25 protein-coding genes are annotated in these 26927 nt (G+C 61.0%); 19 read left to right on the plus strand and 6 right to left on the minus strand.

The window, feature by feature from the left end:
• Position 1 precedes the first annotated feature (1 nt).
• Positions 2 to 1336 carry a hypothetical protein gene (locus AC6CH8_RS08935; RefSeq protein ID WP_498190037.1) on the plus strand — a complete coding sequence of 445 codons (1335 nt, stop codon included), beginning with the start codon at positions 2 to 4 and terminating at the stop codon, positions 1334 to 1336.
• Here AC6CH8_RS08935 and AC6CH8_RS08940 read toward each other — a convergent pair whose 3' ends face one another.
• From AC6CH8_RS08940 to rfbB, 4 genes are all read right to left on the minus strand, one after another.
• Positions 1337 to 2173 carry a glycosyltransferase gene (locus AC6CH8_RS08940; protein ID WP_498190039.1) on the minus strand — a complete coding sequence of 279 codons (837 nt, stop codon included), beginning with the start codon at positions 2171 to 2173 and terminating at the stop codon, positions 1337 to 1339.
• On the minus strand, positions 2170 to 4098 hold the full coding sequence (locus tag AC6CH8_RS08945; RefSeq protein WP_498190041.1) for a WecB/TagA/CpsF family glycosyltransferase: 1929 nt from the start codon (positions 4096 to 4098) through the stop codon (positions 2170 to 2172). The genes AC6CH8_RS08940 and AC6CH8_RS08945 overlap by 4 nt, the downstream gene beginning before the upstream one ends.
• Before the next feature lie 173 nt (positions 4099 to 4271).
• Positions 4272 to 5681, minus strand: a complete 1410-nt coding sequence (locus AC6CH8_RS08950; RefSeq protein WP_498190042.1) for a sugar nucleotide-binding protein — start codon at positions 5679 to 5681, stop codon at positions 4272 to 4274.
• A gap of 3 nt (positions 5682 to 5684) precedes the next feature.
• Positions 5685 to 6683 (minus strand): dTDP-glucose 4,6-dehydratase, encoded by a 999-nt coding sequence (gene rfbB / locus AC6CH8_RS08955; protein ID WP_498190044.1) that lies wholly within the window; start codon positions 6681 to 6683, stop codon positions 5685 to 5687.
• A gap of 53 nt (positions 6684 to 6736) precedes the next feature.
• Between rfbB and rfbA the strand changes: the two genes are divergently transcribed.
• Complete coding sequence (gene rfbA, locus AC6CH8_RS08960; RefSeq protein ID WP_498190046.1) at positions 6737 to 7603, plus strand: glucose-1-phosphate thymidylyltransferase RfbA; 867 nt, start codon at positions 6737 to 6739, stop codon at positions 7601 to 7603.
• A gap of 7 nt (positions 7604 to 7610) precedes the next feature.
• Here the strand turns inward: rfbA and AC6CH8_RS08965 are convergent, their stop codons facing one another.
• Complete coding sequence (locus AC6CH8_RS08965; RefSeq protein WP_498190048.1) at positions 7611 to 8543, minus strand: aldo/keto reductase; 933 nt, start codon at positions 8541 to 8543, stop codon at positions 7611 to 7613.
• 52 nt (positions 8544 to 8595) lie between these two features.
• Here AC6CH8_RS08965 and AC6CH8_RS08970 point away from each other — a divergent pair, with 52 nt between their 5' ends.
• The gene (locus AC6CH8_RS08970; RefSeq protein ID WP_091470731.1) at positions 8596 to 9429 is read left to right on the plus strand and encodes an undecaprenyl-diphosphate phosphatase; all 834 of its coding nucleotides are present in this window, start codon (positions 8596 to 8598) and stop codon (positions 9427 to 9429) included.
• Positions 9430 to 9444: 15 nt separating this feature from the next.
• Positions 9445 to 10722, plus strand: coding sequence for a cysteine--1-D-myo-inosityl 2-amino-2-deoxy-alpha-D-glucopyranoside ligase (mshC, locus tag AC6CH8_RS08975; protein WP_498190050.1), 1278 nt, complete (start codon positions 9445 to 9447; stop codon positions 10720 to 10722).
• 73 nt (positions 10723 to 10795) lie between these two features.
• Here the strand turns inward: mshC and AC6CH8_RS08980 are convergent, their stop codons facing one another.
• Entirely contained in the window at positions 10796 to 11701 is a 906-nt protein-coding gene (locus AC6CH8_RS08980) for a PAC2 family protein (RefSeq protein ID WP_054808090.1), read from the minus strand.
• Between the two features lie 30 nt (positions 11702 to 11731).
• Here AC6CH8_RS08980 and AC6CH8_RS08985 point away from each other — a divergent pair, with 30 nt between their 5' ends.
• From AC6CH8_RS08985 to tatC, 15 genes are all read left to right on the plus strand, one after another.
• Positions 11732 to 12544, plus strand: coding sequence for an HAD family hydrolase (locus AC6CH8_RS08985; protein WP_364305186.1), 813 nt, complete (start codon positions 11732 to 11734; stop codon positions 12542 to 12544).
• Positions 12545 to 13711: a site-2 protease family protein gene (locus AC6CH8_RS08990; RefSeq protein WP_498190052.1), complete on the plus strand. Its 1167-nt coding sequence runs from the start codon at positions 12545 to 12547 to the stop codon at positions 13709 to 13711. It begins immediately after the preceding gene.
• A gap of 117 nt (positions 13712 to 13828) precedes the next feature.
• The gene (locus tag AC6CH8_RS08995; protein ID WP_420178126.1) at positions 13829 to 14893 is read left to right on the plus strand and encodes a tRNA (adenine-N1)-methyltransferase; all 1065 of its coding nucleotides are present in this window, start codon (positions 13829 to 13831) and stop codon (positions 14891 to 14893) included.
• Between the two features lie 97 nt (positions 14894 to 14990).
• Positions 14991 to 16799, plus strand: a complete 1809-nt coding sequence (arc, locus tag AC6CH8_RS09000; RefSeq protein WP_091470741.1) for a proteasome ATPase — start codon at positions 14991 to 14993, stop codon at positions 16797 to 16799.
• Between the two features lie 50 nt (positions 16800 to 16849).
• Positions 16850 to 18469 carry a depupylase/deamidase Dop gene (dop, locus tag AC6CH8_RS09005; protein ID WP_498190217.1) on the plus strand — a complete coding sequence of 540 codons (1620 nt, stop codon included), beginning with the start codon at positions 16850 to 16852 and terminating at the stop codon, positions 18467 to 18469.
• A 119-nt stretch (positions 18470 to 18588) separates the two neighbouring features.
• Positions 18589 to 18792, plus strand: coding sequence for a ubiquitin-like protein Pup (locus AC6CH8_RS09010; protein WP_017200952.1), 204 nt, complete (start codon positions 18589 to 18591; stop codon positions 18790 to 18792).
• A 79-nt stretch (positions 18793 to 18871) separates the two neighbouring features.
• Complete coding sequence (prcB, locus tag AC6CH8_RS09015; protein ID WP_091470744.1) at positions 18872 to 19681, plus strand: proteasome subunit beta; 810 nt, start codon at positions 18872 to 18874, stop codon at positions 19679 to 19681.
• A 1-nt stretch (position 19682) separates the two neighbouring features.
• Positions 19683 to 20390, plus strand: coding sequence for a proteasome subunit alpha (gene prcA / locus AC6CH8_RS09020; RefSeq protein ID WP_498190053.1), 708 nt, complete (start codon positions 19683 to 19685; stop codon positions 20388 to 20390).
• Position 20391: 1 nt separating this feature from the next.
• Positions 20392 to 21756, plus strand: coding sequence for a Pup--protein ligase (gene pafA, locus AC6CH8_RS09025; protein WP_091470747.1), 1365 nt, complete (start codon positions 20392 to 20394; stop codon positions 21754 to 21756).
• A gap of 129 nt (positions 21757 to 21885) precedes the next feature.
• Positions 21886 to 22818: an FKBP-type peptidyl-prolyl cis-trans isomerase gene (locus AC6CH8_RS09030; protein ID WP_243836894.1), complete on the plus strand. Its 933-nt coding sequence runs from the start codon at positions 21886 to 21888 to the stop codon at positions 22816 to 22818.
• Between the two features lie 67 nt (positions 22819 to 22885).
• Positions 22886 to 23281 carry an FKBP-type peptidyl-prolyl cis-trans isomerase gene (locus tag AC6CH8_RS09035; RefSeq protein WP_017200957.1) on the plus strand — a complete coding sequence of 132 codons (396 nt, stop codon included), beginning with the start codon at positions 22886 to 22888 and terminating at the stop codon, positions 23279 to 23281.
• Between the two features lie 94 nt (positions 23282 to 23375).
• Positions 23376 to 25394: a helix-turn-helix transcriptional regulator gene (locus AC6CH8_RS09040; protein ID WP_498190055.1), complete on the plus strand. Its 2019-nt coding sequence runs from the start codon at positions 23376 to 23378 to the stop codon at positions 25392 to 25394.
• A 9-nt stretch (positions 25395 to 25403) separates the two neighbouring features.
• The gene (locus AC6CH8_RS09045) at positions 25404 to 25754 is read left to right on the plus strand and encodes a hypothetical protein (RefSeq protein ID WP_091470752.1); all 351 of its coding nucleotides are present in this window, start codon (positions 25404 to 25406) and stop codon (positions 25752 to 25754) included.
• A 36-nt stretch (positions 25755 to 25790) separates the two neighbouring features.
• Positions 25791 to 26060 (plus strand): Sec-independent protein translocase subunit TatA, encoded by a 270-nt coding sequence (tatA, locus tag AC6CH8_RS09050; RefSeq protein WP_017200960.1) that lies wholly within the window; start codon positions 25791 to 25793, stop codon positions 26058 to 26060.
• 6 nt (positions 26061 to 26066) lie between these two features.
• A complete protein-coding gene (gene tatC / locus AC6CH8_RS09055; protein WP_498190058.1) occupies positions 26067 to 26903 on the plus strand; it encodes a twin-arginine translocase subunit TatC in 837 nt (278 codons plus the stop codon).
• Positions 26904 to 26927: the final 24 nt, after the last annotated feature.

Raw genomic sequence — 26927 nt, forward strand, 5'->3', positions numbered from 1 at the left:
CATGAAGCGGAAAACAACCGCAATGTTAGGCGCTCTTGCCTTGTTCTGTCTCTTGGCCGTAACAGCGGTCCTGGGTGTCGCACAAGCCCCACGCCCCGTTGCCGAACCAGAACCCAGTATCCAAACGCCGCGAAGCACAACGACGCACCCGCCTGGAATAGAACTCCGCGACGTCGACGGCGGCCTCGACTTCTATTCTCGATTCACAAACGGTTTACCCATCGAACCCCACTTCTTTCCTGTCGGCGTTTGGTTCGAAAGTGCCTTGGAAAAGGACTACGTCGCGAAGGATCACGCCGCGGGACTAAACACGTACGTGGTCCTGACCCCGGATTCCGACCTCGACCTCGTCAGGGCTTCGGGGATGTACGCGATTCCCACGTTCGCTGCAGCCCAGGCATCCGGCTATGCCCTGGGCGACGAAGTAGACATGTGGGGTGGGGCAGGAGACGCCCAATGGACCGGCAAGTTCCCGGGCGAAGGCCCTATATGCTCGCCTGAAGAGTCCAAATGCGGCTACACAGTCCAAAAGCAGTTACGCACCTCCGCACCACCGGGAATCATGACCTACGCGAACTATGGCAAAGGGGTAACATTCTGGCTGTCCGATGAACAATCCCGGGCTTTCATCAACGGAACCCAGGACCTTGTATCAGCCGACAACTACTGGTTCACAGATCCCAACATCTGCGCCCAAACAGAGGGCGGGGCAATCACCGGCTACGCAAGGGACCTGACAGACTCCGAATGCCGATTGGCAGCCAACTATGGGTGGACAGTTGAGCGCATCCGTAAACTCACGGAAGGCAACGCACCAGTCTGGGCTTTTGTGGAAGTAGGTCACCCCTTTGAGGACTCGCCACGGGCGAGCACAATCAGCGGACCGGAAATTCGCGCAGCGGTCTGGAACAGCCTCATCCACGGTGCCCGCGGGATCATCTACTTCAACCATAGTTTCGGCGGAGACTGCGTGACCCAACATGTGTTGCGTGATTGCCCAGGCGAAGCACGGCCCACAGTTACCGCCGTCAACCAGCAAATCCAAAACCTCGCCCCCGTCCTTAACGCCCCCTTCCTCGACGGCGCCACCAGAGCCACCGGACCAGTGGACCTCGCCACCAAACTCCACAACGGCAAGGTCTACGTCTTCGCGGGAGCAAACAAGGGCACCGGTGGAACCGCAACCTTCACAGTGAACTGCGGCGGCAGCACCGCCGTCGTCATCGATGAAAACCGCACCATCCCCATAGTCAACGGAACCTTCACAGACGCCTTCGCCGACGGCAACGCAATCCACCTGTACAGCATCGAAGGCGGCGGCAGCTGCGGCTACTGACTAACGGCTGCTGTCGTCCCGCTCCCAAACGGCCACCGACTTGCGTGCTGACAGCGGACGACGACGGCCCGCACCGGCGAACGCGACATAGACGGCGGCATCGAACAAACTCAGCGGCCCCCGGACAGATGCCAGCAACTCCCGTATAGTCCGCGCACCGGAAGCACCGCCGGATACCCGATCTTGTTCCGCGTTCCCCCGATACGTACGCCTGAGGACAGCCAACAGAGCCGAGCACGTCCGCGGCGTCCGGACAACCACCGGCTCCGTAGGCAGTACAGCCTTCTCCTCGTCGGAAAACAACCGGTCCACATAGTAGTCATCACCGGTAAAGGCAGGGAACCTGCCCAGCCTCTCGTGCCCTGAAAAGCTCAGGGCATACGCGCCTGCACCCCAAAGCCCCTGAGCATTACCCGGTATGCGGGAACGGGCACGGTAATAAGCCCTGACCAACACGGACGCGCCCTCGGTGTCATATCGAAAAGCAGGACGGGCGGCCAGCAAGCTGTTGTCCTCCAAGGCAACAAAGACCGCACGAAGCGCAGGGGCGCTAACCTCAATATCAGCATCCAGGTAAAGCCGTGGCCAACGCTCCGTGGCCTCGTCGGCAGCGTTCAACGCCGCAGTCTTGGACGCCTCGCGCACGTGAACCACATGAACACCTTTGCACCGGGACGCAATCGCTGCAGTAGCGTCCCTGCACCCGTTACAGGCCACCACCACATCAACCGTGCCCCACTCGATGACCTCCCTCAACGCCTCCAGCGTCCTGCTGATCACCCCGGCCTCGTTATGCGCCGGAATGATGACAGCACCGGAGGGAAAGGACCCGGTCATCGCAAGGTTACAGTCGAGGTACGCGTAGCGTGGGGGAGCGCCGCCCAACGCCGTTGACTCAGGACCGCCAACGCCGCATCCCGATGCCCGGGCTTATTGAATCGGGCAACCTCTGCGGCAAGCACAGCACCCCTAAAAGCCATGGCCCGGCCACGCCCAAGATATTTGGCCGCGTAGCGCACCCGGTTGACCGACATCAAAGCAGTCAACTCCGGCGACGCCCCCGAGCCCCCACGCTCATGCCACATCCGGGCCGCCGGCTCAAACCAGATGGAAAAACCCGCATCCCTGACACGATGGCAATAATCGGTTTCTTCCGAATACAGAAAGAACTGCTCGTCCCATGCACCCACCACCTTCGCTGCATCAGCACTAATCAGCAGAGCAGCACCCGTCGCCCAATCAACCCGATGCCCATGCAGGTAACTTTCCGGATCAAAGTCCATCTCCGACAACCAACCCGGCCTGGCCTTCACATGGCTGCCCAGCGCCGCGTCACCCAGCGCTCGCAGAACGCCCGGCTCACGGCGCAAGGAAGGGTAGATGCTTGCGTCATTGTCCAACAGGACCGGTACCACCATGCCGGCCCCCTGCGTGTTCATGCGCTTGAGCATGGCGGCCAACGCACCGGGTTCCACGCGCAGGTCCGGGTTAAGGATGAGATAGCTTCCTGCCTCTCCGGCCACAGACAACGCTGCATTGATCCCGCCGGCATAGCCGAGGTTCCCTCCCGTTCGAACCGCCGTGACATCGGGGTGGTGGGACAGTTCAAGAAAGGTGCTTTCATCGGGAGAGTTGTCGGCCACCACCACTTTGATCCGAACATCCGCCGCTTCTTTCCGTAGGCTGGCGACCAGTGGCCCGACGTCGTCGGCGTTGTTGTAAGTGACAACAACGACGGCGACGTCGGCCCAGTCCGTTGCCGGTAAGAACGATCCCTGAGCCCGGCTGGGCTCGGGCTCAGGGACGACGTCGATCCCGATGGCTGCAGAGCTTTCCACCGCACCACCCGCGGCCGTGTCACGGCTGCTCGCCGTACGTAATTTCGCGTAGGCCTCCGGCCCCTCCACCAGGTAACGGCGAGCCAGGCGGCGCGGCTCCAGCATGAGGCGCCATGCCCATTCGAGTCCATGCGAGCTGGCCCATAAGGGAGCCCGCCGGACATGCCCGGCCAGGAAGTCCACCACGGCACCGAATGCGAGCAGGACTTTGGCGCCGGTCAGGTGGCCGTACTCGGCAATCCACAGTTCCTGGCGGGGTTTTCCCAAACCAACCACCAAGACATCGGGGGCCGCCTGCCGTATCTCATCGGCGAGCTTGCAGGATGCGGCCGCATCACCCAGCACGGACCTGGTGGGAGCCCACCACCCCACCACCCTCAAATCAGGCCGCTCCGCTGCGAACTTTCCCGCGATCAGTTCCTGGGTCTCTTCTGAACCTCCCAGGAAACCAACGCGCAATCCCCGTGAAGTTGCTCCATCCAACAGGGGATGAATGAGGTCGCTGCCCGCAAGGCGGGGCCACATCCGCGAAGTCAGGCGCCGGGCCTCCGTGGCCAAGGGTGCGCCATCGATCAAGGTTAACCATTCAACAGGACCGGGTGGGTCCAAAGTACCAATCCAACGGCTTCCCGCTCCAAAATGCCGGATGTGGTCCAAATTTGCAGAACAAACACCCAGGGGAGGCGCTTCGAGGCAGCTTGCACGGTCCAAAATCTCCCCAAGCGCGCCGGCGGCTTCCATGAGCCTTACCGGAACCCCGCCAAGACTCACCCAAGGCGAGTCGGAAGCGCGCATTCCGGTTTCAACCACACGTGCGTGCGGTTCAGGATGGAGATTGACGGCAGCGACACCGCGCCGCGGGTAAAGGTATGGGACTACCCGGTGGAGGAGATCTCCGGTGGGCATGATTTTCGGTAGCAGCATTCTCGGCTCCAACTCAAGGCATCACCATGTGGCCGACGATCCGAGGCTGCTGCACTGCCTGGATCGTCGGTGACGGACCTGTGCCGCCATGTCAACATGTTCATTTGAGTTGTCTCCCGGCCTCCTGCAAGAGACTGCCGTAGGCCTACTTTAGGACGTTTGACCGGTCTCCGCTAGAGCTGCAAGCCACTGAGGTACTCAGCCAGACGCTCCCTCGCATCGGGCGGATCAAATCCGGTAGCGCGGATTCTGCTCAGGTCCAGGACGCTGCTTGCTGGCCTCGGTGCAGTGTTGGGCTTCGCGTAGTCCGATGTACTGATGGGTTGCACAAGATCTGGATCGACGCCCTGCAAGCCGTAGATGTCGCGGGCCACCTCATACCAGGACTTGGCTTCACCGCTGTTGCTGAGGTTGTACGTCCCGTAGGGCGCCTTGCTTCGAAGCAGGTAATGAATGCCCTCCGCGATGTCAGCTGCGAAGCTCAACCGTCCCCGTTGGTCATCCACCACCAATGGCGAGGCCCCCTTGACGGCCAACGAAGCCATGGTTCTAACAAAGTTCTTTCCGTCGCCCACCACCCAGCTTGTCCTCACGATGTAGTGCCTCGGTAGTGTGCTCACAGCAAGATCACCGGCGGCCTTGCTTTGGCCATAGACACTCAGGGGAGTGGGAACCTCATCTTCGTGATGCACCTCTGTTGTGCCACCGAAAACGTAGTCGCTGGATACATGGACCAGCGTGAGTGAATGCTCGACGGCGGTCCGCGCCAAGCGGGAAACGGCAGCGGAGTTGATGCTCCAGGCAGCTGCGCGGCCTTCCGGAGTCTCGGCGGCATCGACGGCGGTGAAAGCGGCTGCGTTGATGATCGTGGAGTAATTGCGCCAGTTGAGTGCCTCATAGGAGTCCTCTACGGTGATGTCGAACTGCGCCCGACTGGCGAACTCCGCCGTGGCGTCGCCCGAGAAAGCATGCCGGAGGGCTGTACCCAACTGGCCGTCCGCTCCAAGGACCAGCGTCCGCCGCCCCTGCATGGGAACAACGTCACCCAACCGCGGATGCTTCCTGTCCTGTGCAGACACAATGGACTTCTCCAAGGGGATTGGCCACCGCACGGCTACTTCCTCATCGGCAAGGTTGAGGAACGTGTACTCCTTCTGTGCCTCCGCGCTCCAGTGATCGTTAACCAGGTACGTGTACGCCGTGTCGTCATCCAGCGTTTGGAAGGCGTTGCCCACGCCACGGGGAACAAAAACGGCGTCCTGAGGAGTCAGCTCTGCGGTAAACAGTGTCCCGAAAGTCGGGCCGTCACGAAGGTCAACCCACGCGCCGAAGATCCGACCGGAGGCCAAGGAAACGAACTTGTCCCAGGGTTCAGCATGAATGCCCCGAACCGTACCGCGCGCTGCGTTGAAGGAAATGTTGTTCTGCACCGGACCGAAGTCAGGCAGCCCGGCATCCAGCATCTTGGTCCTGTGCCAGTTCTCTTTGAACCACCCCCTGTCATCCCCGTGAACAGGCAGCTCAAACAGCAGCAGGCCAGGGATGGGCGTGGTCCTCGAACGTAGCTGCCGTCCCGGATCCACGCCTTAGTGCCCCTGTCCAGCGTATTTGGACTCCGTGGATGCCTTCTGCGGCCGCCACCAGTGTTCGTTGTCCCTATACCACTGCACTGTGTCAGCCAGCCCGGCGTCGAAGTCCGAATAACGGGGCGACCAACCGAGCTCGCGTCGAATTTTGCTTGAATCGATGGCGTAACGGAGATCGTGACCGGGCCGGTCGGTCACCAGGTCATAAGCATCGCGGGGCTGCCCCACGAGTTCAAGCAACATCTCCACTACCTCGCGGTTGGAACGTTCGCCGTCGGCGCCGATTAAGTAGGTTTCGCCCAAGCGGCCACCTTCCAATATCGCCAGGATTGCGGACGAGTGGTCCTCAACGTGGATCCAGTCCCGGACGTTCCGCCCGTTGCCGTAGAGGCGGGGCCGGAAACCGTCAAGGATGTTGGTGATCTGCCGTGGAATGAACTTCTCCACATGCTGGTAAGGACCGTAGTTGTTGGAACAATTACTGATGGTGGCCTTGAGGCCGAACGAGCGAACCCAGGCGCGCACCAACATGTCCGAGCCCGCTTTCGTTGCCGAATACGGACTTGTGGGACGGTATGTGGAGTCTTCCGTGAACCGCTGAGGATCGTCCAAGGCCAGATCTCCGTACACCTCGTCCGTGGAGATGTGATGGAACCGGGTACCGTGCTTTCGCGCCGCTTCGATGAGGGTGAATGTACCGAGCAGGTTAGTGTCCAGGAAAGGCCGGGGCTCCTCCAGCGAGTTGTCGTTGTGCGACTCGGCAGCAAAGTGGACAACCGCATCCACCGAGGATGTCAATACGTCCACCACGGCAGCATCGCAAATGTCACCCTCGAAAAATTCAAAACGGTCTGTGGGTAGTCCCGACAGCGATTCAATGCTGCCCGCATAAGTCAGTTTGTCCAGGACAGTGACATGGAGACGGGTGTGCTCCATGATGAAGTGAACGAAATTGCATCCGATGAATCCGGCCCCGCCGGTGACAAGGATTCTCTGCATGGCCATAGCGTAACCGTCGAATACGGCGATGTGCAGCGGGAGAGGACAGTTAGATGCGCGGAATTATTCTGGCCGGCGGAACAGGATCCCGGCTCCATCCCATTACGCTCGGAATAAGCAAGCAATTGGTACCCGTCTTCGACAAGCCAATGATCTACTACCCACTGTGCACCTTGATGCTTGCCGGCATCCGCGACATCCTTATCGTCACGACACCAACGGATGGCCCTCAATTCGAAAACCTGTTGGGCAATGGTTCCCAATTCGGCATTAATTTGGACTATGCCCGGCAGCCGACCCCGGACGGGCTTGCCCAGGCATTCATTCTGGGGGAGCAGCATATCGGTAGCGGCAAAGTGGCGCTGATCCTGGGCGACAACATTTTCAACGGCCCCGGCATGGGCAACCAGCTCCGACATTATGCCGATGTGGACGGTGGAGCCATCTTCGGGTACTGGGTCAAGGACCCGTCCGCCTACGGTGTGGTGGAGTTCGACGACCAAGGCATGGCCGTTTCCATCGAAGAAAAGCCCGCAGCACCCAAAAGCAATTATGCCGTTCCTGGACTTTACTTTTATGACAACAACGTGGTTGCCATGGCCAAGGAGCTGCAACCGTCTCCGCGGGGGGAACTGGAGATCACAGATATCAACAGGAAATATATGGAGCTTGGCCGGTTGCATGTGCAGAAATTTCCGCGGGGAACCGCTTGGCTGGACACCGGTACCTTCAGCGACCTGAATGACGCCTCGAACTATGTCCGAACCACGGAAAACCGACAGGGATTGAAGATTGGCGCTCCGGAGGAGGTGGCTTGGCGGATGGGCTACCTGACGGATGACGAGCTCCGCCAGCAGGCTGCCAAGCTCGCCAAGAGCGGCTACGGCAGTTACCTTTTGGACATTCTGGACCGCCAATAGGCCGAAATCACGCTGCTGAAACGTCCTCGAGAGCGCGCGAAATTTCAGCCGGCAGCGCCGTCAATTGGGCGTCCAGTACTTCCTTCAGCTGAACGGCGTTCCTGGGGCCGACGATTGCTGTGGCAACGCCAGGCCGGGAGAGCAACCAGCTGAGGGACACGTCCATCGGTGTCCGGCCAAGTCCGCGGGCGGCCATGGCCACGGCCTCCACCACACGGGATGGCCGCGACTCGAGATACGCCTCGACATAACCGGCCAACCGACTCTGTGCGGCACGGGAATCGGCAGGAATCTGGCCACGGTATTTGCCGCTGAGTACTCCACGGCCCAGAGGCGCCCATGCCATCAGCCCCAGGCCCGCGTCTTCCACCGCAGGGATGAGTTCTTCCTCGGCTTTACGGTGGACGAGGGAGTATTCGGACTGGTTGGCCACGAGGGTGAAGCCGGCCACGGCCGCTGCCTTGGCCGTCTGCCAACCGTTGTAATTGGAGATACCCACATAGCGGGCACGTCCGCTCCGCTGGGCAAGTTCCAAAGCCGAAAGAGTCTCGTCCAAGGGAACATTCGGATCCCACTCGTGGGCGAACCAAATGTCAATGTAGTCGGTGCCAAGCCTGGCGAGGCTGGCATCAAGTGCGGAAAGCATTGCGCCGCGGGAAGCGTTGACGCTGCGCCTGGAATCCGAGGACGACACGCCGGCTTTAGTGGAAATCACAATTTCGGAACGGGCCACGACGTCGCCCAGCATGGATCCCAACAAGGCTTCTGCCCGCCCTTGTGCGTAGGACGCTGCCGTGTCTACAACAGTGCCGCCAGCGGCAACGAATTCATGGAGCAGTTCAGCCGCGTCCTGCTCGTCGGTTTCCTGGGCCCAGGACATGGTGCCAAGGGATAAAGAGGACACGCGGAACCCGCTGTTTCCGACATAACGCTGCTGCATAGCAGTTAGCTTACGGGGAGTTTGCGGACTTCATGACGTAGGGTCTATTCACGTGAACTGGATAGAAGCAGCCTTGCTGGGCCTGGTGCAGGGCCTCACCGAATTCCTCCCGATTTCCTCGAGCGCACACCTGCGCATTGTCGGCTCGTTCCTTCCGAATGCCGCAGATCCGGGTGCAGCCTTCACGGCCATTACGCAGCTGGGAACTGAAACCGCTGTAATCGTCTACTTCTGGCGGGACATCGTCCGGATCGTCGGGGCTTGGTTCGGCTCCCTCACGGGCAAAGTCGAGCGCAACAATCCGGATGCCCGCATGGGTTGGCTGGTCATCCTGGGCAGCTTGCCCATCATCATCCTGGGCCTGCTGTTCCAGGACCAGATTGAGTCAGTGTTACGCAGTATGTGGATCGTTGCCACCATGCTGATCGTCTTCGGCATGATTCTCGCTGTCGCCGATGCCATCGGCCGGCAAGAGAGGGATCTCACGCAACTGAGCTATAAGCACGGCATCCTCTACGGCTTCGCGCAAGCCATGGCGTTGATCCCGGGCGTTTCCCGCTCCGGCGGCACCATCACAGCCGGCCTCCTCATGGGTTACACCCGTGAAGCAGCTGCCCGGTACTCCTTCCTCCTGGCCATACCCGCGGTGTTCGGCAGCGGCCTTTACCAGCTTTATAAGACGGTGACGAACGAGGGCCTTGCTGGCCCCTACGGTCTCCCGGAGACTGCCTTGGCCACGGTGATCGCTTTCGTGGTGGGTTACATCATCATTGGCTGGTTCCTGAAGTTTGTCTCCACCCGCAGTTACAGGCTCTTCGTTTGGTACCGCATCCTCCTGGGCCTGGCTTTGTATGTCCTGCTCGGTTTCAATGTCATCAGTGCCTAGCACTAAGGTTGAGTCGTGAAATCGTGGACCTCCCGCCCTGTTCCTGAGCTGCCCGGCAGCATGCCGCAACTACGGCTGTACGACACAGCCCTCGGCCGAGTGGTGGACGTCGAGAGACAGCCGGAACAGTCAATGTATGTCTGTGGCATCACGCCGTATGACGCTACCCACATGGGACACGCGGCCAGTTATGTGGCATTCGACCTCCTGAACCGTGCCTGGCGCGATGCCGGCGTCCGGGTGTCCTACGTCCAGAACGTCACGGACATCGATGATCCGCTCCTGGAGCGCGCCACGGCAACAGGCGTGGACTGGCGTGACTTGGCCCAGAGCCAGATCGACCTTTTCCAGACAGACATGGACGCCCTGAATGTCCTCGCGCCGAACCACTACATCGGCGCAGTCGAGGCGATCCCGGACATCGTGCCCGCCATCGAGCAGCTTATTGCCGACGGCGTTGCTTATCGCGTCGCCGGTTCTGAAGGAGAGCCCGACGGCGATGTCTACTACGACGTCGAGACGGCGGGCAAGCGCTCCGACGCCACAGACGCCTGGACACTGGGCGATGTCTCCGGCCTCGGCGAAAAGGAAATGCTGGAGCTGTTCGCAGAGCGCGGTGGCGACCCCGCCAGGGCGGGTAAGCGCCACGCCCTTGATCCCTTGCTCTGGCGCGTTGCACGGGACGGCGAACCGAGCTGGCCCGGAGCTACCTTGGGCGATGGCCGGCCGGGTTGGCACATCGAATGTACGGTGATCGCGCAAAAGTACCTTCCCGCCCCCTTCACTGTTCAGGGCGGCGGCTCTGATCTGGTCTTCCCGCACCATGAGATGGGCGCCGGCCATGCCTACTCTTTGTCCGGCGTTCCGCTGGCGCGTCACTATTCACACGCCGGCATGGTGGGTTTGGACGGCGAGAAGATGAGCAAGTCCAAGGGCAACCTGGTACTTGTCTCAAAGCTGCGCGCTGCAGGGGAGGAGCCGGCGGCCATCCGCCTTGCCATCCTTGCCCACCACTACCGCTCGGACTGGTCCTGGACCGATGCGGAGTTCGCCGAAGCCAAGGACCGGCTCATACAGTGGCGTGCTGCCTTGGACTGCGCGCCGGCCGGATCCGCTGCAGGACTGATATCTGCCATGCGCGATGAACTTGCAAACGACCTCAACGCTCCTGGCGCAATCGCCGCCGTCGACTCTTGGGCGAAGGAAGCGATTCGCACTGCCGCTGAGAAGTCGGAGCAGGATACCGCCCTTGTTACCGACGCCATTGATGCTTTGCTCGGCGTTGAGCTCTAAGCTACCCAAGAAAACAAACAACGGCCCTGACAAGATGTCAGGGCCGTTGTTGGTTTTTGCCGGTACTGATCCCTTAGGGGCGCTCTTTACCGCGTCGCTTCAGGTACCGCTCAAACTCGCGGGCGATTGACTCACCGGACGCCTCCGGAAGATCGGCGGTGTCCTTCGCTTCTTCCAGTTGCCGCACATAGGCAGCAATTTCAGGGTCCTCCGTGGCGAGCTCGTCCACTCCACGCTCCCAAGCCTCCGATTCTTCAGCCAACGCCTGGCTGTCCAAAGGAACCTGCAGCAGATCCTCGATCCTGTGCAGGATCGCGAGCTGTGCCTTGGGGGAGGGCGGCTGGGCGACGTAATGCGGAACTGCTGCCCACAGGGAGACCGTGGGCAGCCCTGCCAGCATTGCGAACTCTGCGAGCACGCCCACTATGCCCACTGGCCCCTCGTACTGGGAAGCCTCCAGGTTGAGGCGCTCCCGCAGGGAACTGTCCTCGGTGGTGGTGCTAACCGGAATTGGACGGCTGTGGGGCACGTCGGCCAGCAGCGCGCCCACCAAAATCACGGAGTCCACCTTGAGCGCTTCGGCATGGACCAGTAATTCGGTGGTGTAGGCGCGCCAGCGGTAGGAAGGTTCGGTACCGAGCACGAGGACCACGTCAACGTTGCTGTCCGGAACTTCAGCCTTGTAAATCCGGGTCGACGGCCATTTCACCTTCCGGGCACCTGAGGACGTGCGACGCACGGTGGGCCGCGTGAACTGGAAGTCGTAGTACTCCTCGGCATCCACAGTGGCAACCTTCTTGCCATCCCAGAGCTTGTTCAAGTAGTGCAGGGCATCGCTAGCGGCCTCTCCGGCGTCATTCCAGCCCTCAAACGCGGCGAGCATTACCGTGACACGTTGGCCGTCCGCGGGTTCCTTAAGGAAACGCTCGGGCTCCGCGGTGATGTCCTGTCCTTCGGGGGTCCCGTCCACACTGTTCATCCACTCACCCTACGTCCAAGACCCTCATGGATGCATGGCATTTCACGCCGAAGCGTGTCAGGGATTCGCCCACAGCGCAACGGACGAACGGCCGCCCGCCAGGTTCCACGTAGACTGGAAACCATGCATTCGTTACCCAGCCAGCCCCTCCTCAAAGCCGTGCTCTGGGATATGGATGGCACACTCGTGGACACGGAACCTTACTGGATCGCTGCGGAGCGCGCGCTGGTGGAATCCCACGGCGGCACATGGTCCCACCAGCAGGCAATGCAATTGGTGGGACAGTCCCTGCTTCACTCGGCAGCCGTTCTGCAGGCCGCGGGCGTCAGGCTCGAAGCCCGTGACATCGTGGACACGCTGAGCGCACAAGTCATCGAGCAGGTCCGTAAAGAAGTCCCATGGCGGCCCGGGGCACGCGAACTGCTGGATGAACTCCACTTGGCGGGCATCCGCTGCGCCCTGGTGACCATGTCGGAGGGTCCTTTGGCCGGAGTGGTGGTGGAGAGCCTTCCCAAGCCCTACTTCGAGTTCATGGTGACAGGTGACACCGTCACCAACGGGAAGCCGCACCCGGAGGCCTACCTCACCGCCGTGGAACGCCTCAGGTTGAACGACCCGTCCGTGACCATCGACCACTGCGTCGCCTTGGAGGATTCCATCCCAGGTGCCACTGCCGCTATCGCTTCGGGTGTGGTCACAGTGGGAATTCCCCATCAGGTTCCCCTCCCGGAAGACCCCCGGATGATCACGTGGCCCACGTTGGTGGGCCGTACCGCAATCGATCTACAGCAGCTCGTGGCGGACCGTTTCGCCGCAGCCAACCTGTTTGAAGGGGCCAACTAGGTGAGCAGCCCCTCCACACAGCAACACCCGCAAACCAAAAAGAGGGACGGCATTCCCCTCGGACGAATCGCCGGCATTCCCGTCTACCTTGCGTATTCGTGGTTTGTCATCGCGGCCTTTACGGTGTTCGTTTACGGGCCGGTGTTGATGGACTACATGCCCTATCTGAATAACTGGGCCTACTTTGTGGCGCTGTGCATTGCCCTGCTGCTCGCCATTTCCGTCCTGATCCATGAACTTGCACATGCGCTCAGCGCAAAGGCCTTCAAATGGCCAACCGAGAAGATCGTTCTGAATCTTTGGGGTGGACACACTCAATTCGAGAACTTCACGGCTTCGCCGGGGAAGTCCGTCATCGTCGCCCTGGCTGGGCCTGTTTCCAACTTCGTCGTCGCCGGGGTCATGTGGGCAGTAATGTCCGCCGACTTGCTCAGCGGAGTGTCGGCGACCCTGGGTGACATCCTGATGAGGGCAAACCTCTTGATCGGCATCTTCAACATACTTCCCGGGATGCCACTGGATGGCGGGCGTTTGGTGGAGTCTGCTGTATGGAAAGCGACCGGTAGCCAGGACAAGGGCACCATTGCCGCAGGGTGGTCCGGGCGCATCATCGTTGTGGTGCTGGTCATTTGGTTTATTGGCCTGCCCTTGATCAGCGGCGCTTGGCCGGACCTCACCTTCATTGTGATCACCGTGTTGGTGTGCGGCTTCCTCTGGATGGGCGCCTCGAGCTCCATCCACCATGCAAAGCTCCGCAGTCGTCTGTACCTGGTAAGTGCCGCGGGGTTGGCTGAGCCCGCAGTGGGCGTGCCGAACTCGGCCTCAGTGGCAGACGTCCTGGACATTTCACCCGCCGGAAGTCCCGCCGTCGTGATTTGCGGTCCCGACGGCAAACCGCAGGGAGTTGTGGATTTCGGCGCAACGCTCGCTGTTCCAGCCGCAGCTGCCACGACGACGCCTGTCACCGCAGTGGCGCATGCCCTGGCCGCCGGGGCGTACGTCCCCGAATGGTCCAAGGGGCAGGAACTGATCCAGTACTTGGCGCGCCTGGAGGGCGGCGAATACGCTGTGGTTGATCACAACGGAATCGTCACCGGGCTGCTCCGCCAGCAGGCCGTAGTGACGGCCATAACAGGTAAGGAAGCACGCAAGAGCGGGCGGGCCTGACTGCCTTGCCGGTAGAGTTACATGCCGGCGGTTATACAAAACAGACCCATTGAATTTTTGGCGCCCACCAGCCGGTTACACACCGCGGCCCAGCCGTACAGGAGCGAGGAACACCACATGAGCAGCGAAACCGCCGCCCCCGCAGCAACCACAGGCACTGACGAGCCCGGTACCGGCTCAACAGTCCAGCCGACGGGCGCTGCACGACGCCGCGGGCCTTTCCGTGTGGGCGAGCGGGTCCAGCTCACGGACGAGCGTGGGCGCATGAACACCATCACCTTGGAAGTGGGCGGCGCCTTCCATACGCACCGCGGCTTCTTGAACCACGATGAAATCATCGGCAAGGTGGATGGCTCGGTGGTTAGCAACAACGTCGGCCAGCAGTATCAGACCTTGCGGCCGCTGCTCTCTGACTTCGTTCTGTCCATGCCCCGTGGTGCCGCTGTGGTTTATCCCAAAGATGCAGGCCAGATCGTCACCATGGCCGATATCTTCCCGGGCGCGCGGGTTGTGGAAGCCGGCGTTGGCTCCGGCGCACTCTCCATCTCCCTGCTGCGCGCAGTCGGCGACGGCGGCTACCTCCACTCCTTCGAGCGTCGCGAAGAGTTCGCGGACATCGCCAGGGGAAACGTTGAGACCATCTTCGGTGGACCGCACCCCGCGTGGCAGATCTCCCTGGGAGATTTCCAGGAAGAGGTAGTCAAGGCCGAGGCCCCGGGGTCCGTGGACCGGGTGGTGCTGGACATGCTCGCGCCGTGGGAGTGCTTGGACGCGGTTGCTACTGTCCTGGCTCCAGGCGGTGTCTGGATCAACTACGTAGCAACAGTCACCCAGTTGTCCCGCACTGCCGAAGCCATCCGCGCTGACGGCCGCTTCACCGAGCCGGACGCTTGGGAATCGATGGTTCGTGGCTGGCACCTCGAGGGCCTTGCTGTCCGTCCGGACCACCGGATGGTCGCCCACACCGGATTCCTGCTGGTCACCCGCCGTCTTGCTGAGGGCGTCACGGGAATTTCCGTGAAGCGCCGCCCTTCCAAGACCGAATTCAGCGAAGAGGACCTCAACGCCTGGACCCCTGCAGCAGTGGGGGAGCGTTCCGTCTCGGACAAAAAGCTGCGCCGTGCAGCACGTGATGCCATCGCCGGGACCAACGTTCAGGATGATCCCTCAGTCACAAACTGACAAAGGTCACAATAGGGTTCGCATTCCGGATGTCACCCAGCACCCTGAGCTTTTCGGGACTAAGGTCTTGTTAAGCGCAGGAAGGGGCTGATGAATCGTGGATACGTCAAACAACGACCTTGGACGGCCGACGCCGGAAGAAGCAAACGACGCAGCGGAGAATACGGCAAGCCGGGGGCTTGGCGTTGTTCAACCGCCGGAGACCTCGAGTGAGCTGACTGTTGCCGAACGGCAAATCAACATCCTCCGGGACAAGCTTCGCCACATCGACCGCCAGTTGGCAGCCGCGACCCAGAACAACGGCAAACTGGTCAGCATGCTGGAAACGGCGAAGGCTGAGATTCTTCGTTTGAAGGGCGCCCTGGAGCAGGAGGGCCAGCCTCCTTACAGCTTCGGTACCGTGGTGCAGATCAACCCACGGAAGCAGCCGTCAGCCGGCAGTTCAGGGCAGGCAGCCACCGAAGAGTCCGTGGATATCTTCAACTCCGGCCGCAAGATGCGCGTGGGAGTCAGCCCGCTCGTCAACCTCAACCAGCTCGCTGTAGGACAGGAAGTCCTGCTGAACGAGGCACTCCTGGTAGTGGCCGGGCTCGGTTACGAACGTGCCGGCGAACTGGTCACCCTTAAGGAAATGCTGGGCAAGGACCGGGCACTGGTGGTGGGCCGCGCCGACGAAGAGCGTGTAGTCAGGCTGTCCGGGGCACTCCAAAGTGTTCATTTGAAAGTGGGCGACGCGTTGTCGCTCGATTCAAGGACCGGCTACGCGCTGGAGAAGGTCCCGCGCGCCGAGGTGGAGAACCTCGTCCTCGAAGAAGTTCCGGACATCACCTACCAGGACATCGGTGGGCTTGGCCCGCAGATCGAGCAGATCCGCGACGCCGTGGAGCTGCCGTTCCTCCATCCGGACCTCTACCGTGAGCATGGCCTGAAGGCCCCCAAGGGCATCTTGCTCTACGGCCCTCCGGGCTGCGGTAAAACCCTGATTGCCAAGGCAGTAGCGAATTCCCTCGCTGCCCGGGCTGCGGAACGTGCGGGCAACACCGATCTCAAGAGCTACTTCCTGAACATCAAGGGTCCGGAGCTCCTTGACAAGTACGTGGGTGAGACCGAGCGACACATCCGGCTGATCTTCTCGCGCGCCCGTGAAAAGGCTTCAGATGGCAGCCCTGTGGTGGTCTTCTTCGACGAAATGGATTCCTTGTTCCGCACCCGCGGTACCGGGGTATCGTCCGACGTCGAAACCACCATCGTGCCGCAGCTTCTCAGTGAGATCGACGGTGTGGAGCGCCTGGACAACGTGATCGTGATTGGAGCCTCAAACCGTGAGGACATGATCGATCCCGCAATCCTTCGTCCCGGTCGCCTTGACGTGAAGGTCAAGATTCAACGACCCGACGCCGAGGCCGCAGCCGACATCTTCGCAAAGTACATCACCACTGACCTGCCCTTCCACCCTCAGGATTTGGCTGAATATGGCGGCGACGTGCAGGCCACCGTGGACGCCATGGTCCAGCGCACAGTGGAGGCCATGTACTCCACGGAGAAGTCCAACGAGTACCTCGAGGTCACCTACGCCAACGGCGACACCGAAATGCTGTACTTCAAGGACTTCAACTCCGGCGCCGTGGTCCAGAATGTGGTGGATCGGGCCAAGAAGTACGCCATCAAGGATTTGCTGACAAGCCACCAAAAAGGTCTTCGGATCGATCACCTGCTTCGGGCCGTGGTGGATGAGTTCCGTGAGCATGAGGACATGCCCAACACCACAAACCCCGATGACTGGGCACGGATTTCGGGCAAGAAGGGCGAAAGGATCACCTACATCCGGACCATCGTTCAGGGCAAGGCAGGCCAGGAGCCTGGCAAGTCCATCGAAACCACCGCCAACACAGGTCAGTACCTGTGACAGCAAGGCCCGAGGGTTCACCCGGAGAGAAGCTTCCCGCAGGCGGCGCCATGCGCGTCATGGGCTCGGAAACTGAATATGGGATCCATGCACCGTCAGCGCCGGGAGCTAACGCGACCATGATGTCCGCCAGGATCATCCAGGCGTATGCAACTGTTACCCGGCAACGTGCGGCCGGCGGCGCGGAGACACGGTGGGACTATACGGACGAGGAACCGCTGCACGACGCCCGCGGTTGGACAGTGGATAGGTCAACGGCGGATCCCAGCCAGCTGACGGACCAGCCGCCAGTGCTCGACGCCGAAGCGGTCGCCTTGGCCTATGGCCGACAGGAGTTGGAACTGGACGGCGCTGACGAGTCCGGTTCCCTCCTGATGAACATGGTCCTCGGCAATGGTGCCCGCCTTTACGTCGATCATGCGCACCCTGAGTACTCCAGTCCGGAGGTCACCAACCCACGGGATGCCGTGGCCTGGGATGCCGCCGGTGACCTGGTGGCGTTGGCTACCGTCAGGAAGGTCGCGTCCGATACAGGGCTTCCTCCGATCAACCTCTACAAGAACAACACCGACAACAAGTCCGTGTCCTATGGCTCGCATGAGAACTACCTCATGCCCCGTTCGGTGCCCTTCGGGGACATCATCCGTGGATTGACTCCCTTCTTCGTCTCGCGCCAAGTCGTCTGCGGTGCGGGCCGGGTGGGGATGGGACAGGACAGCTCAACGCCCGGCTACCAGATCAGCCAACGGGCTGACTTCTTTGAGGCAGAGGTGGGGCTGGAGACCACCATCCGGCGCCCCATCATCAACACGAGGGACGAGCCACACGCCACTGCGGACAAGTACCGCCGCCTCCACGTAATCATTGGTGACGCCAACCTCAGCCAGGCCTCAAATTTCCTGAAGTTCGGAACCACTGCCATGGTCCTGAGCCTCATTGAGGCGGGACAGGCTCCGAGGATCGAAGTTCATGAGCCTGTCCAGGCCCTCCAAGCCGTCAGCCACGACACCACCTTGGCTGTCACAGTAAGGCTCCTCGACGGGAGACGCGTGACAGCTCTCGATCTCCAGTGGATGTATTTCGAGGCCGCCGCCAAACTGGCCCAGGAGACAGGGGTAGCGGATTCAGTCACTGGAGACGGCCATACGCATCAGGTTTTGTCCCATTGGGAGTCCACGTTGACAACTCTCGGTACAGATCCTGATGCTGCTGCCTCGTCGGTTGAGTGGGTGGCCAAAAAATCGCTGCTTGAAGGTTACCGAAACCGAGACGGACTGGCGTGGGACGATGCCCGCCTGGGCTTGGTGGATCTTCAATGGTCCGATATCCGGCCCGAGAAAGGCCTCTACTACAGGTTGCTTTCCAGGGACAGGATGAGGCGTATTGTCGACGACGGCGACATCACCCGGGCGGTCACCGAACCGCCGTCGGACACCCGGGCCTACTTCCGCGGCCGGTGCGTTTCCAGCTTCGGCAAGGACGTTGTCGGCGCCAGCTGGGACTCGGTGATCTTCGATGTTCCAGGGCTGGGAAAACTGCAACGGGTACCCACCCGTGAGCCTTTGAGGGGCACACAGGCTTTGACCGGCGCGCTCTTTGACCGCCACACGGATGCTGCTTCATTCCTGGCCGAATTGCTGGGTCAAAAACCACCGCCAGCGAGGAGTTGACGGATGAACGCCACAGGACTATTCGTGCCGGGTCAAAGCCGTCCGCAGCACCGGTCCGCGTGGCAATATTGCATTAGGAAGTCTCCGTCTTCAGGAGACTGACAGTAGGGAGAAAGAAAATGGCAGCACAGGAGCAGCAACAACCGCAGTCACGGGACACCGAGACCGAAGTCGACGTACCGGAGGCACCACCGGCAGCACCCGAGGCACAGGCTTCGGAAGCGACGCAGGGTGTGGATGACCTCCTCGACGAAATCGACGGCGTTCTCGAGTCGAACGCTGAAGAGTTCGTGAGGGCGTTTGTCCAAAAGGGCGGCCAGTAGGCGGACCCGCCAGAGGATGTACTGCCCGGCCTGCGTGAGGCCGCCGGGCATCGGAATGCAGAGTCGAAGGAGTGCAGCAATGCAGGACCCATCAACCGGCCCCCTGGCCACCCAGGCAACGTCTTCTTTCACGGAGCATCTTCAACGCTCGCGTCCCGAACTCCTTCCCTTCACTCAATCGTTACCCGCCGGTATGGTCCCGGCCTCGCCGCACGCCACCACGATCGTGGCCTTGACGTACGCCGGTGGTGTGCTGATGGCCGGGGATCGCCGCGCCACCATGGGCAATATCATCGCCAGCCGGCACATCGAGAAGGTATTTCCGGCGGACCAGTATTCAGTCCTCGGCATTGCCGGAACTGCCGGCTTGGCCATCGACATCACACGGCTTTTCCAAGTGGAACTGGAGCACTACGAAAAGATCGAGGGCACGCTCCTCAGCCTCGTCGGCAAGGCCAACCGATTGGGCGCCATGATCCGCGGAAACCTGCCCATGGCAATGCAGGGCATGGCAGTCGTTCCACTGTTTGCCGGCTTCGACCACGTCTCCGGCGTGGGCCGCTTGTTCTCCTACGACGTCACAGGCGGCCGCTACGAAGAACAGGAGCATCACTCCGTTGGTTCCGGTTCCGTATTCGCGCGGGGAGCCCTGAAGAAACTGTGGAAACCTAACTTGTCAGAAGAGAACGCCGTGGCAGTGGCTGTTGAGGCCCTCTACGATGCCGCCGATGACGACTCCGCCACCGGCGGTCCTGACCCTGTCCGGCAACTATGGCCGGTGGTGTACACCGTCGACCGTTCCGGCAACCGGCGCGTCCCTGAACGGGACCTGGCCGCGATAGCCGGCGCCATTGTCGAATCGCGGGCCGCAGCAGGAAGGGAGGCTTGACATGACACAGCAGTTCTATGTTTCTCCCGAACAGCTGATGAAGGACCGTGCTGACTTCGCACGGAAGGGCATCGCCCGCGGACGTTCTGTAGTGGTCATCAGCTGCGCCGACGGCATCGCGCTGATCGCGGAAAACCCTTCACCCTCGTTGCACAAAATCGGTGAAATTTACGACAAAATTGCCTTCGCTGCGGTCGGCAAGTACAACGAATTTGAAAGCCTCAGGCAAGCCGGCGTCCGCTACGCCGATGTCCGTGGCTATTCCTATGATCGCGAGGACGTTACCGCGCGCGGCCTTGCCAGCGTTTATGCACAAAGCCTTGGAGCTGTGTTCACGGCAGAGCAGAAGCCGTTCGAAGTGGAGTTGGCGGTAGCCGAGGTTGGCGCTACCCAGGAACAGGACCACCTGTACCGGCTCACCTTCGATGGATCAATCGCCGATGAGAACGGCTTCGTTGTCATGGGCGGGCTTGCCGACCAAATTTCCGACGTCGTCAACGGGGCTTGGGAGCCGGAGCTCAGCTTGGCGGGGGCCATGCAATTGGCCCTGCGCGCCTTGGCCACGAACAAGGAAGTTGAAGAACTGCCCGCCACTGCCGTCGAAGCCGCCGTGCTCTACCGTGCTTCGGAAAGCAACCGCGGATCCCGCAGGGCGTTCCGGCGGTTGTTGCCGGATGACATGACCCGGTTGCTCACAGAGGAGAGCTGAGATGGATAAACGGATTTTTGGCATCGAAACGGAATTTGGAATCTCTTATTCCAGCCCGGATTCACGCCCGCTGGCTCCCGAGGAAGTTGCACGGTACCTGTTCCGCAAGGTGGTCAGTTGGGGGAGGTCCTCCAACGTATTCCTCACCAACGGTTCCCGTCTTTACCTTGATGTGGGCTCGCACCCTGAGTACGCCACGGCCGAGTGCGACGACCTTGCCCAGCTCATCGCCCATGACCGGGCGGGCGAACTTATCCTGGACGACCTCGTGGATGAGGCCCAGGCCAGGCTCGCGGCAGAGGGTTTCAATGGCACGGTCTACCTCTTCAAGAACAACACTGATTCGGCCGGGAACTCCTACGGCAGCCACGAGAACTACCTCATACCGAGGCGCGGGGAATTCTCCCGCCTGGCCGAGATCCTGATTCCCTTCCTGGTTACCCGGCAGTTGATCGCCGGGGCCGGCAAGGTATTGAAGACCCCGCATGGCGCCACGTTCGCTTTTTCCCAGCGCGCTGACCACATCTGGGAAGGCGTGTCTTCGGCCACCACCCGGTCCAGGCCCATTATCAACACACGCGATGAGCCGCATGCGGACGCGGAGTTCTACCGCCGCCTCCACGTGATCGTGGGCGACTCCAACATGTCTGAGACGTCCGCGCTGCTCAAGGTAGGCACTGTGGACCTCATCCTCCGCATGATTGAGGCGGGCGTCATCATGCGGGACATGCGCATGGAGAACCCGATCCGCAGCATCCGCGAAATTTCCCACGACCTTACGGGTCGCGCACTGGTTCGGTTGGCCAATGGACGGCAACTCACTGCCCTTGATATTCAGCGGGAGTACCTCAACAAGGTGACAGACTTCGTGGCCACCAACGGCGCGCACAACGCCCACGTACCGCTCATCCTGGACTTGTGGGAGCGGACCTTGAATGCCATCGAGAGCGGTGACACCAGCACCATCGACACCGAAGTGGATTGGGCTATCAAGAAAAAGCTCATGGACGGCTACATGCGCCGCCATGACCTCAGCCTGGATTCACCCCGTATTGCCCAATTGGACCTCACGTACCATGACATTTCGCGGCAACGCGGCATCTTTTTCCTCCTGCAGGCGCGCGGCGCGGCACGCAGGCTGGTTACGGAAACCGACGTCAAGGATGCCGTGGACGCACCGCCCCAGACGACTCGCGCAAAGCTCCGCGGAGACTTTGTGCGGAGGGCGCAGGAGCTTGGCCGCGATTACACAGTGGACTGGGTACACCTGAAACTCAACGATCGCGCCCACCAAACGATCCTGTGCAAGGATCCTTTCCGGAGCGTGGACGAACGAGTGGATGCACTCCTGGACTCAATGGGCTGACGCGCTCTTTAAGCTGGCTCCCAGCTTCACGGGCTATTCTGGATAGTGGTCTCTTCCCGAGATACACCTTGCTTGGATGCGCTACGCGCCTTTCCGAGTGTCCCTTTGCCCCGACGAAAGTGTCTTTTTGTGCGCCGACTCCTAGCAATACTTCTTCCCGCCCTCCTGCTCATTACCGCCTGCGGTGGGGAAAGCACTCCGGCCGCTGAGCCCACCAGCAAGTCTGTTGGGGACGTCTCCAAGCTTGACTCCCTGAAGGTGACGGACAACGGCAATGACAAAGCGCCCGCCCTTGATTTCTCCAAGCCGCTGGCGGTGACGGGACCCACCGTCAAGGTCGTCAGCGAAGGTGACGGAGAGCCCGTCAAGATGGGTCAAATCGCCGAACTGGTGTTCGTCGCCGTGGACGGCACTGATGGCAAGACGCTGGAGGACGGTTACACCAAAGGACCCCAGCCGATCGAGCTCTCCGAGCAGATGAAAACCGGCAATGAGCTGATCTTCGACGCCATCATCGGCGCCAAAGTTGGCAGCCATGTAGCTATTGCCGCTCCTGGCAACTCCTCTGCCACGGCACCTGCGTCCACGCAACTGGTGGTATTCAAGATCGCCTCCGCCAAGGACGCCCCCGGCCTGTTGAGCAAGGAAGAAACTGAGCAGCTGGACAAAGACGGCAAGCTTCCCAAGGTGACCTTTGATGACAAGGGCGTACCTTCCGTGGACATCCCCAAGACTGATGTGCCTGCCGGTCTTTCAGTCAAGGTCCTGTCCGAGGGCACCGGCGAGGAGTTGACAAGCTCTGACACGATCGATGCCAACTACAGTGGCTGGCGCTGGGAAGACAGCACCAAGTTCGATTCCAGCTATGACCGCGGGGAGGCCGCTACCTTTGGCCTGAACCAGGTCATCAAGGGCTGGACGCTTGGCCTCACAGGCCAAAAGGTGGGTTCCAAGGTTCTTCTGACGATCCCGACGGATCTCGCGTATGGTCCGAACGCCGCTGCCCAGGGCAAACCTGCCGGCCCGCTGGTCTTCGTCGTAGAGATCACCGGCAAAAAGTAGATCCCAACCAGGTTCTGGCTAAGCTGGTTCCTGAAAACTTCTCCGTCCCTTTCACTTAGGAGCAACCATGTCATTTGGTCAGCGTGACTTCGACCGCACCAAGCCCGAAATCGACTTCCCTGAAGGCGACGTCCCCACGGACCTCGTTATCACGGACCTCATTGAGGGCACCGGCCCCGAGGCCAAGGCCGGCGATACTGTGTCCACCCACTACGTCGGCGTCGCCTGGTCCACCGGCGAAGAATTCGACGCTTCCTGGGGCCGTGGCGCTCCGCTGGACTTCCGTGTGGGCGTCGGCCAGGTCATCCAGGGATGGGACCAGGGCCTTCTGGGCATGAAGGTGGGCGGCCGTCGTCGCCTGGAGATCCCGTCGGAGCTCGCCTACGGCTCACGTGGCGCTGGTGGAGCAATCAAGCCCAACGAGGCCTTGATCTTCGTGGTCGACCTCGTGGCTGTCCGCTAGGACTCTGGCGTTCGCAAGGCGCGTTACCCTCCGGTTTTGCCGGTCGGTGACGCGCCTTGCTGCTTTCCCGCTGGTTTTTAGTAACGTAGCAACCGTGTCCGCATCCCGCACTGAACGTCTCCTGAACCTTCTCCTGGCTTTGCTCAATACCAAAGTGGGCCTTCCACGTGCCGTGCTGCGCGAAAAGGTCTACCACGATTCAGCGGACAATGATGTCGCTTTTGGACGGATGTTCGAGCGCGACAAAGTGGATCTGAAGCAGTTTGGCTTCGAGATCGAGACCCTGATGGACCCGCGCAACTTCGGTGCGGACGACCCCGCCTCGACACGCTACCGGATCGGCAAGGACTCCAACCGGCTTCCTGATGTGAGCCTGACGGCTGCGGAGAGCACTGTGCTTCTGCTGGCGGCTCAGCTGTGGGAACGCGCTGCCCTGGGAACAGCGGCTGCCAACGCCGTTCGCAAGCTGCAGGCCGCAGGAGGCTTCACGGACGTTGACCTGCCTGCCGGCGTCCAACCCAGGATCAAACCTGCCGGACAAGCCTTCGACGACGTCGTTGCGGCCATGCACGGCAAGCATCCTGTCCGCTTCGGCTACCTCACGGTCAGTACCGGCCGGGAAGAAGTCCGCGAAGTCGAGCCATGGGGGTTGGGCAGCCGCTTTGGTCAGTGGTACCTCGCTGGCTGGGATCGGGGGAGAGGGGCCAAAAGGCTCTTCAGGCTCTCACGGATGACTACCGCAGTGACCGTTGTAACCACGAGCAGTTTCCAACCACCGGAGGGCTTCAGCGCCCGGGCCGAGTTGGACGCACTCAATGAACTGCCCGTCCAACAAGCCATTCTGGACGTCGATAAGGACAGGCTGCTTGCCTTGCGCAAAAGGGCCGTGTCCGTCGAGGCAGCCCCGGATGCCAGCAGTCGTGACCGCATCACCGTGGATTTCCGGGATCCTGAGCAGCTGGCCGAAGAGCTGGCCTCCTACGGCCCCCATATCAAGGTGGCTGGACCCACAGAGCTGCGCACCGCCGTCGTACGCCGCCTCAAGGCTGCCGCTGACTTTGATGACTCTCCGCCAATACTCATTGAATTTCCCGAAGCGGGCCGTGCTCCGCGGGCGCGCAAACGCACCTCTGAAGACCAACTCGCCAGGATGCTGCAACTGGTTCCTTTCCTGGTTCACCACCAAGGCCTGCATATCCAGCAGGTGGCCGATCACTTTGACATCAGCCGCAAGGCACTGATCGATGACCTGAAGATCCTGATCTGTTCGGGGCTGCCCGAGGGATACCCTGACGACCTCCTCGACATCCAATGGGAAAACGATCACGTCTACATCTCCGAGCACCTCGATTTGAACCGTCCAGTGCGTTTCAGTGAAGACGAAGCGGCTGCGTTGCTGACCGGCCTGGCCATGCTAGGCGATCTGCCGGCACTGGCAGGAATGCTTGAGGATGAGTCGGGGAGCGCCCTGGAATCCGTGACCATCAAGCTGACAGGCGCTGCCGGGCAGGCCGCACGATTGGCCGGCTCAGTCTCCGGACAGTCGGTGGCGCCGGAACAGTCGCAAGCTTTCGCCGCAATAACCCGCGCAATCCGTGAGGGGCAGCAACTGCGACTCAGGTACTTCTCACTGCAACGCGACGAAGTGACCGAACGTGACGTGGACCCGCTGCGGCTCTACTCGCTGGACAATACGTGGTACTTCGAGGCGTACTGCCACAGCAAGGCCGGAATCAGGAACTTCCGGCTGGACCGGGTAGAAGCGTTGGAGGCCAACGGCCGCGCCGTGTCCATGCCGGCAACGGCAGGGCAGGATTTTCCGGCCCGGCTGTTCACGCCCAGCGACGATGACGTGCTGGTGGTCCTCCAACTGACCCGTCAGGGAGCCGGATTGGCTGACGACTACTACGCCGAACGCACCGCTCAACTGCCCGACGGCGGTCTGGTCGCCGAAGTTCGGTTCGGCAACGCCGAGTGGCTTCCGATGTTCGTTTCGCAGCATGGAGGCAGCGTTCGGATCCTCGAACCCGGGCACCTTCAGCAGGAAAGCCGCGCGTGGGTCGACGCGGCCCTCGCGCAATACAACTCACCTTCCACCACGAAGGCTGGCTAGACTACTCAGATGCCTTGGTGGTTCTGGATCCTGTTGTGGATCGCGCTTATAGCCCTGTCGTTGCTCTTTCACCTGACTTTGGGCTATCGCCTGTACAAGAAATTCATGTCAACTGTTCATGATTTAGGTGCCGCGGGTAAACGTTTCAGCAACCTTGCTCCTTCCCAGGAAACCTCCGACGTTGAAACCGCCGAACCACGGCCCGCGCCGGGGTCCGCAATTTTTGCCTCACCGGAACAGATGCGTCATGATTACCTGACGGCCAAAGCCTTCCGTCAGGAAGTTCGTCGTCAACGACGCGTCAAGCGCAAAGCCGAGCGGGGTCAACCCCAATCCCTGCACGACATTGAATTCAGATAGACGTAGGATGTATCCAAAAGGAAAGGACCTCCCCACATGAGGCTCGAAGGCTGGCATCTCATCATCATCATCGTCCTGGCTCTGGTGCTCTTTGCAGCGCCGAAGCTGCCGTCCATGGCGCGCAGCATTGGGCAGTCGATGCGCATTTTCAAGTCTGAGGTCCGCGAAATGAAGAAGGATGGTTCTTCCGAAGCCAAGGACTCCCAGGACGCTTCCGACGCCGTGGAAGGCAAAGTAGTGGGCCACCCGGACGTCAAGGCCAAGAACAACGGCGAGACTGACGTACCGCCCTCCAACCGCGTCTAAAGAGAAGTGGTAGAGACGAAGGGGCGCAAGGCCAACCCCGAAGCCCGGATGGCGCTCCTGGATCACCTCAAGGAGCTGCGAAACCGGCTCTTCAAGGCTGCAATCGGCGTCATTCTGGGAACAGTGGTGGGCTTCATCGTCTACCAGCCTCTCCTGGAGGCGCTGATCAAGCCGATCAAGGACCTCAACGAAAAAGAGGGACGCGCTGCCACGCTGAACTTTGATGGCGTCGCCAGTTCGTTCGACCTCATGGTCCAAGTGTCGGTCTTTCTTGGCGTGATCCTGTCAAGCCCGGTCTGGATTTACCAGCTGTGGGCCTTCATCGTTCCGGGCCTCCACAAGAAGGAACGGCGCTTGGCATTGTCCTTCGTGGCAGCAGCCGTACCGCTCTTCATCGGCGGTGTCCTGCTTGCCTGGCTGGTGTTGCCCAACGCTGTTCGCGTCCTGACCGACTTCACTCCGGTGGGCGGCTCAAACTTCATCAGCGCCGAAATCTATCTGGCCTTCGTCCTTCGGCTCCTCTTGGCCTTCGGAATCGCCTTCCTCGTCCCCGTTGTGCTGGTGGGATTGAACCTGGCCGGACTCATAAAGGGCAAGCAGCTCATCAAGAGTTGGCGAATCACCATTTTCCTGGTGTGCCTGTTCGCTGCGATGGCCGCTCCCGGCGCTGACGCCATGAGCATGTTCTACCTCGCAGCGCCCATGCTGCTCCTGTTCTTCGCGGCGATCGGTGTCTGCGTCCTGAATGACCGCCGCCGTGAGCGCCGTGCCATCAAGCGGGCGGCTGAGACTGAAGCCACTGCAAACATCGCAACCCCGGCCACGGATCTGGAGAATCTCTAGACCTTGGGCCACTAGGCTTGATGC

The organism is Paenarthrobacter sp. GQ52 (assembly GCF_059759005.1).

Excerpts from the sequence above, each read along its gene's own strand:
- AC6CH8_RS08935 (WP_498190037.1), top strand. The coding sequence starts at position 2 with ATGAAGCGGAAAACAACCGCAATGTTAGGCGCTCTTGCCTTGTTCTGT.
- AC6CH8_RS08940 (WP_498190039.1), bottom strand. The coding sequence starts at position 2,173 with ATGACCGGGTCCTTTCCCTCCGGTGCTGTCATCATTCCGGCGCATAAC.
- AC6CH8_RS08945 (WP_498190041.1), bottom strand. The coding sequence starts at position 4,098 with ATGCTGCTACCGAAAATCATGCCCACCGGAGATCTCCTCCACCGGGTA.
- rfbB (WP_498190044.1), bottom strand. The coding sequence starts at position 6,683 with ATGCAGAGAATCCTTGTCACCGGCGGGGCCGGATTCATCGGATGCAAT.
- rfbA (WP_498190046.1), top strand. The coding sequence starts at position 6,737 with ATGCGCGGAATTATTCTGGCCGGCGGAACAGGATCCCGGCTCCATCCC.
- AC6CH8_RS08965 (WP_498190048.1), bottom strand. The coding sequence starts at position 8,543 with ATGCAGCAGCGTTATGTCGGAAACAGCGGGTTCCGCGTGTCCTCTTTA.
- AC6CH8_RS08980 (WP_054808090.1), bottom strand. The coding sequence starts at position 11,701 with ATGAACAGTGTGGACGGGACCCCCGAAGGACAGGACATCACCGCGGAG.
- AC6CH8_RS08985 (WP_364305186.1), top strand. The coding sequence starts at position 11,732 with ATGCATGGCATTTCACGCCGAAGCGTGTCAGGGATTCGCCCACAGCGC.
- AC6CH8_RS08995 (WP_420178126.1), top strand. The coding sequence starts at position 13,829 with ATGAGCAGCGAAACCGCCGCCCCCGCAGCAACCACAGGCACTGACGAG.
- dop (WP_498190217.1), top strand. The coding sequence starts at position 16,850 with ATGCGCGTCATGGGCTCGGAAACTGAATATGGGATCCATGCACCGTCA.
- AC6CH8_RS09010 (WP_017200952.1), top strand. The coding sequence starts at position 18,589 with ATGGCAGCACAGGAGCAGCAACAACCGCAGTCACGGGACACCGAGACC.
- prcB (WP_091470744.1), top strand. The coding sequence starts at position 18,872 with ATGCAGGACCCATCAACCGGCCCCCTGGCCACCCAGGCAACGTCTTCT.
- prcA (WP_498190053.1), top strand. The coding sequence starts at position 19,683 with ATGACACAGCAGTTCTATGTTTCTCCCGAACAGCTGATGAAGGACCGT.
- pafA (WP_091470747.1), top strand. The coding sequence starts at position 20,392 with ATGGATAAACGGATTTTTGGCATCGAAACGGAATTTGGAATCTCTTAT.
- AC6CH8_RS09035 (WP_017200957.1), top strand. The coding sequence starts at position 22,886 with ATGTCATTTGGTCAGCGTGACTTCGACCGCACCAAGCCCGAAATCGAC.
- AC6CH8_RS09045 (WP_091470752.1), top strand. The coding sequence starts at position 25,404 with ATGCCTTGGTGGTTCTGGATCCTGTTGTGGATCGCGCTTATAGCCCTG.
- tatA (WP_017200960.1), top strand. The coding sequence starts at position 25,791 with ATGAGGCTCGAAGGCTGGCATCTCATCATCATCATCGTCCTGGCTCTG.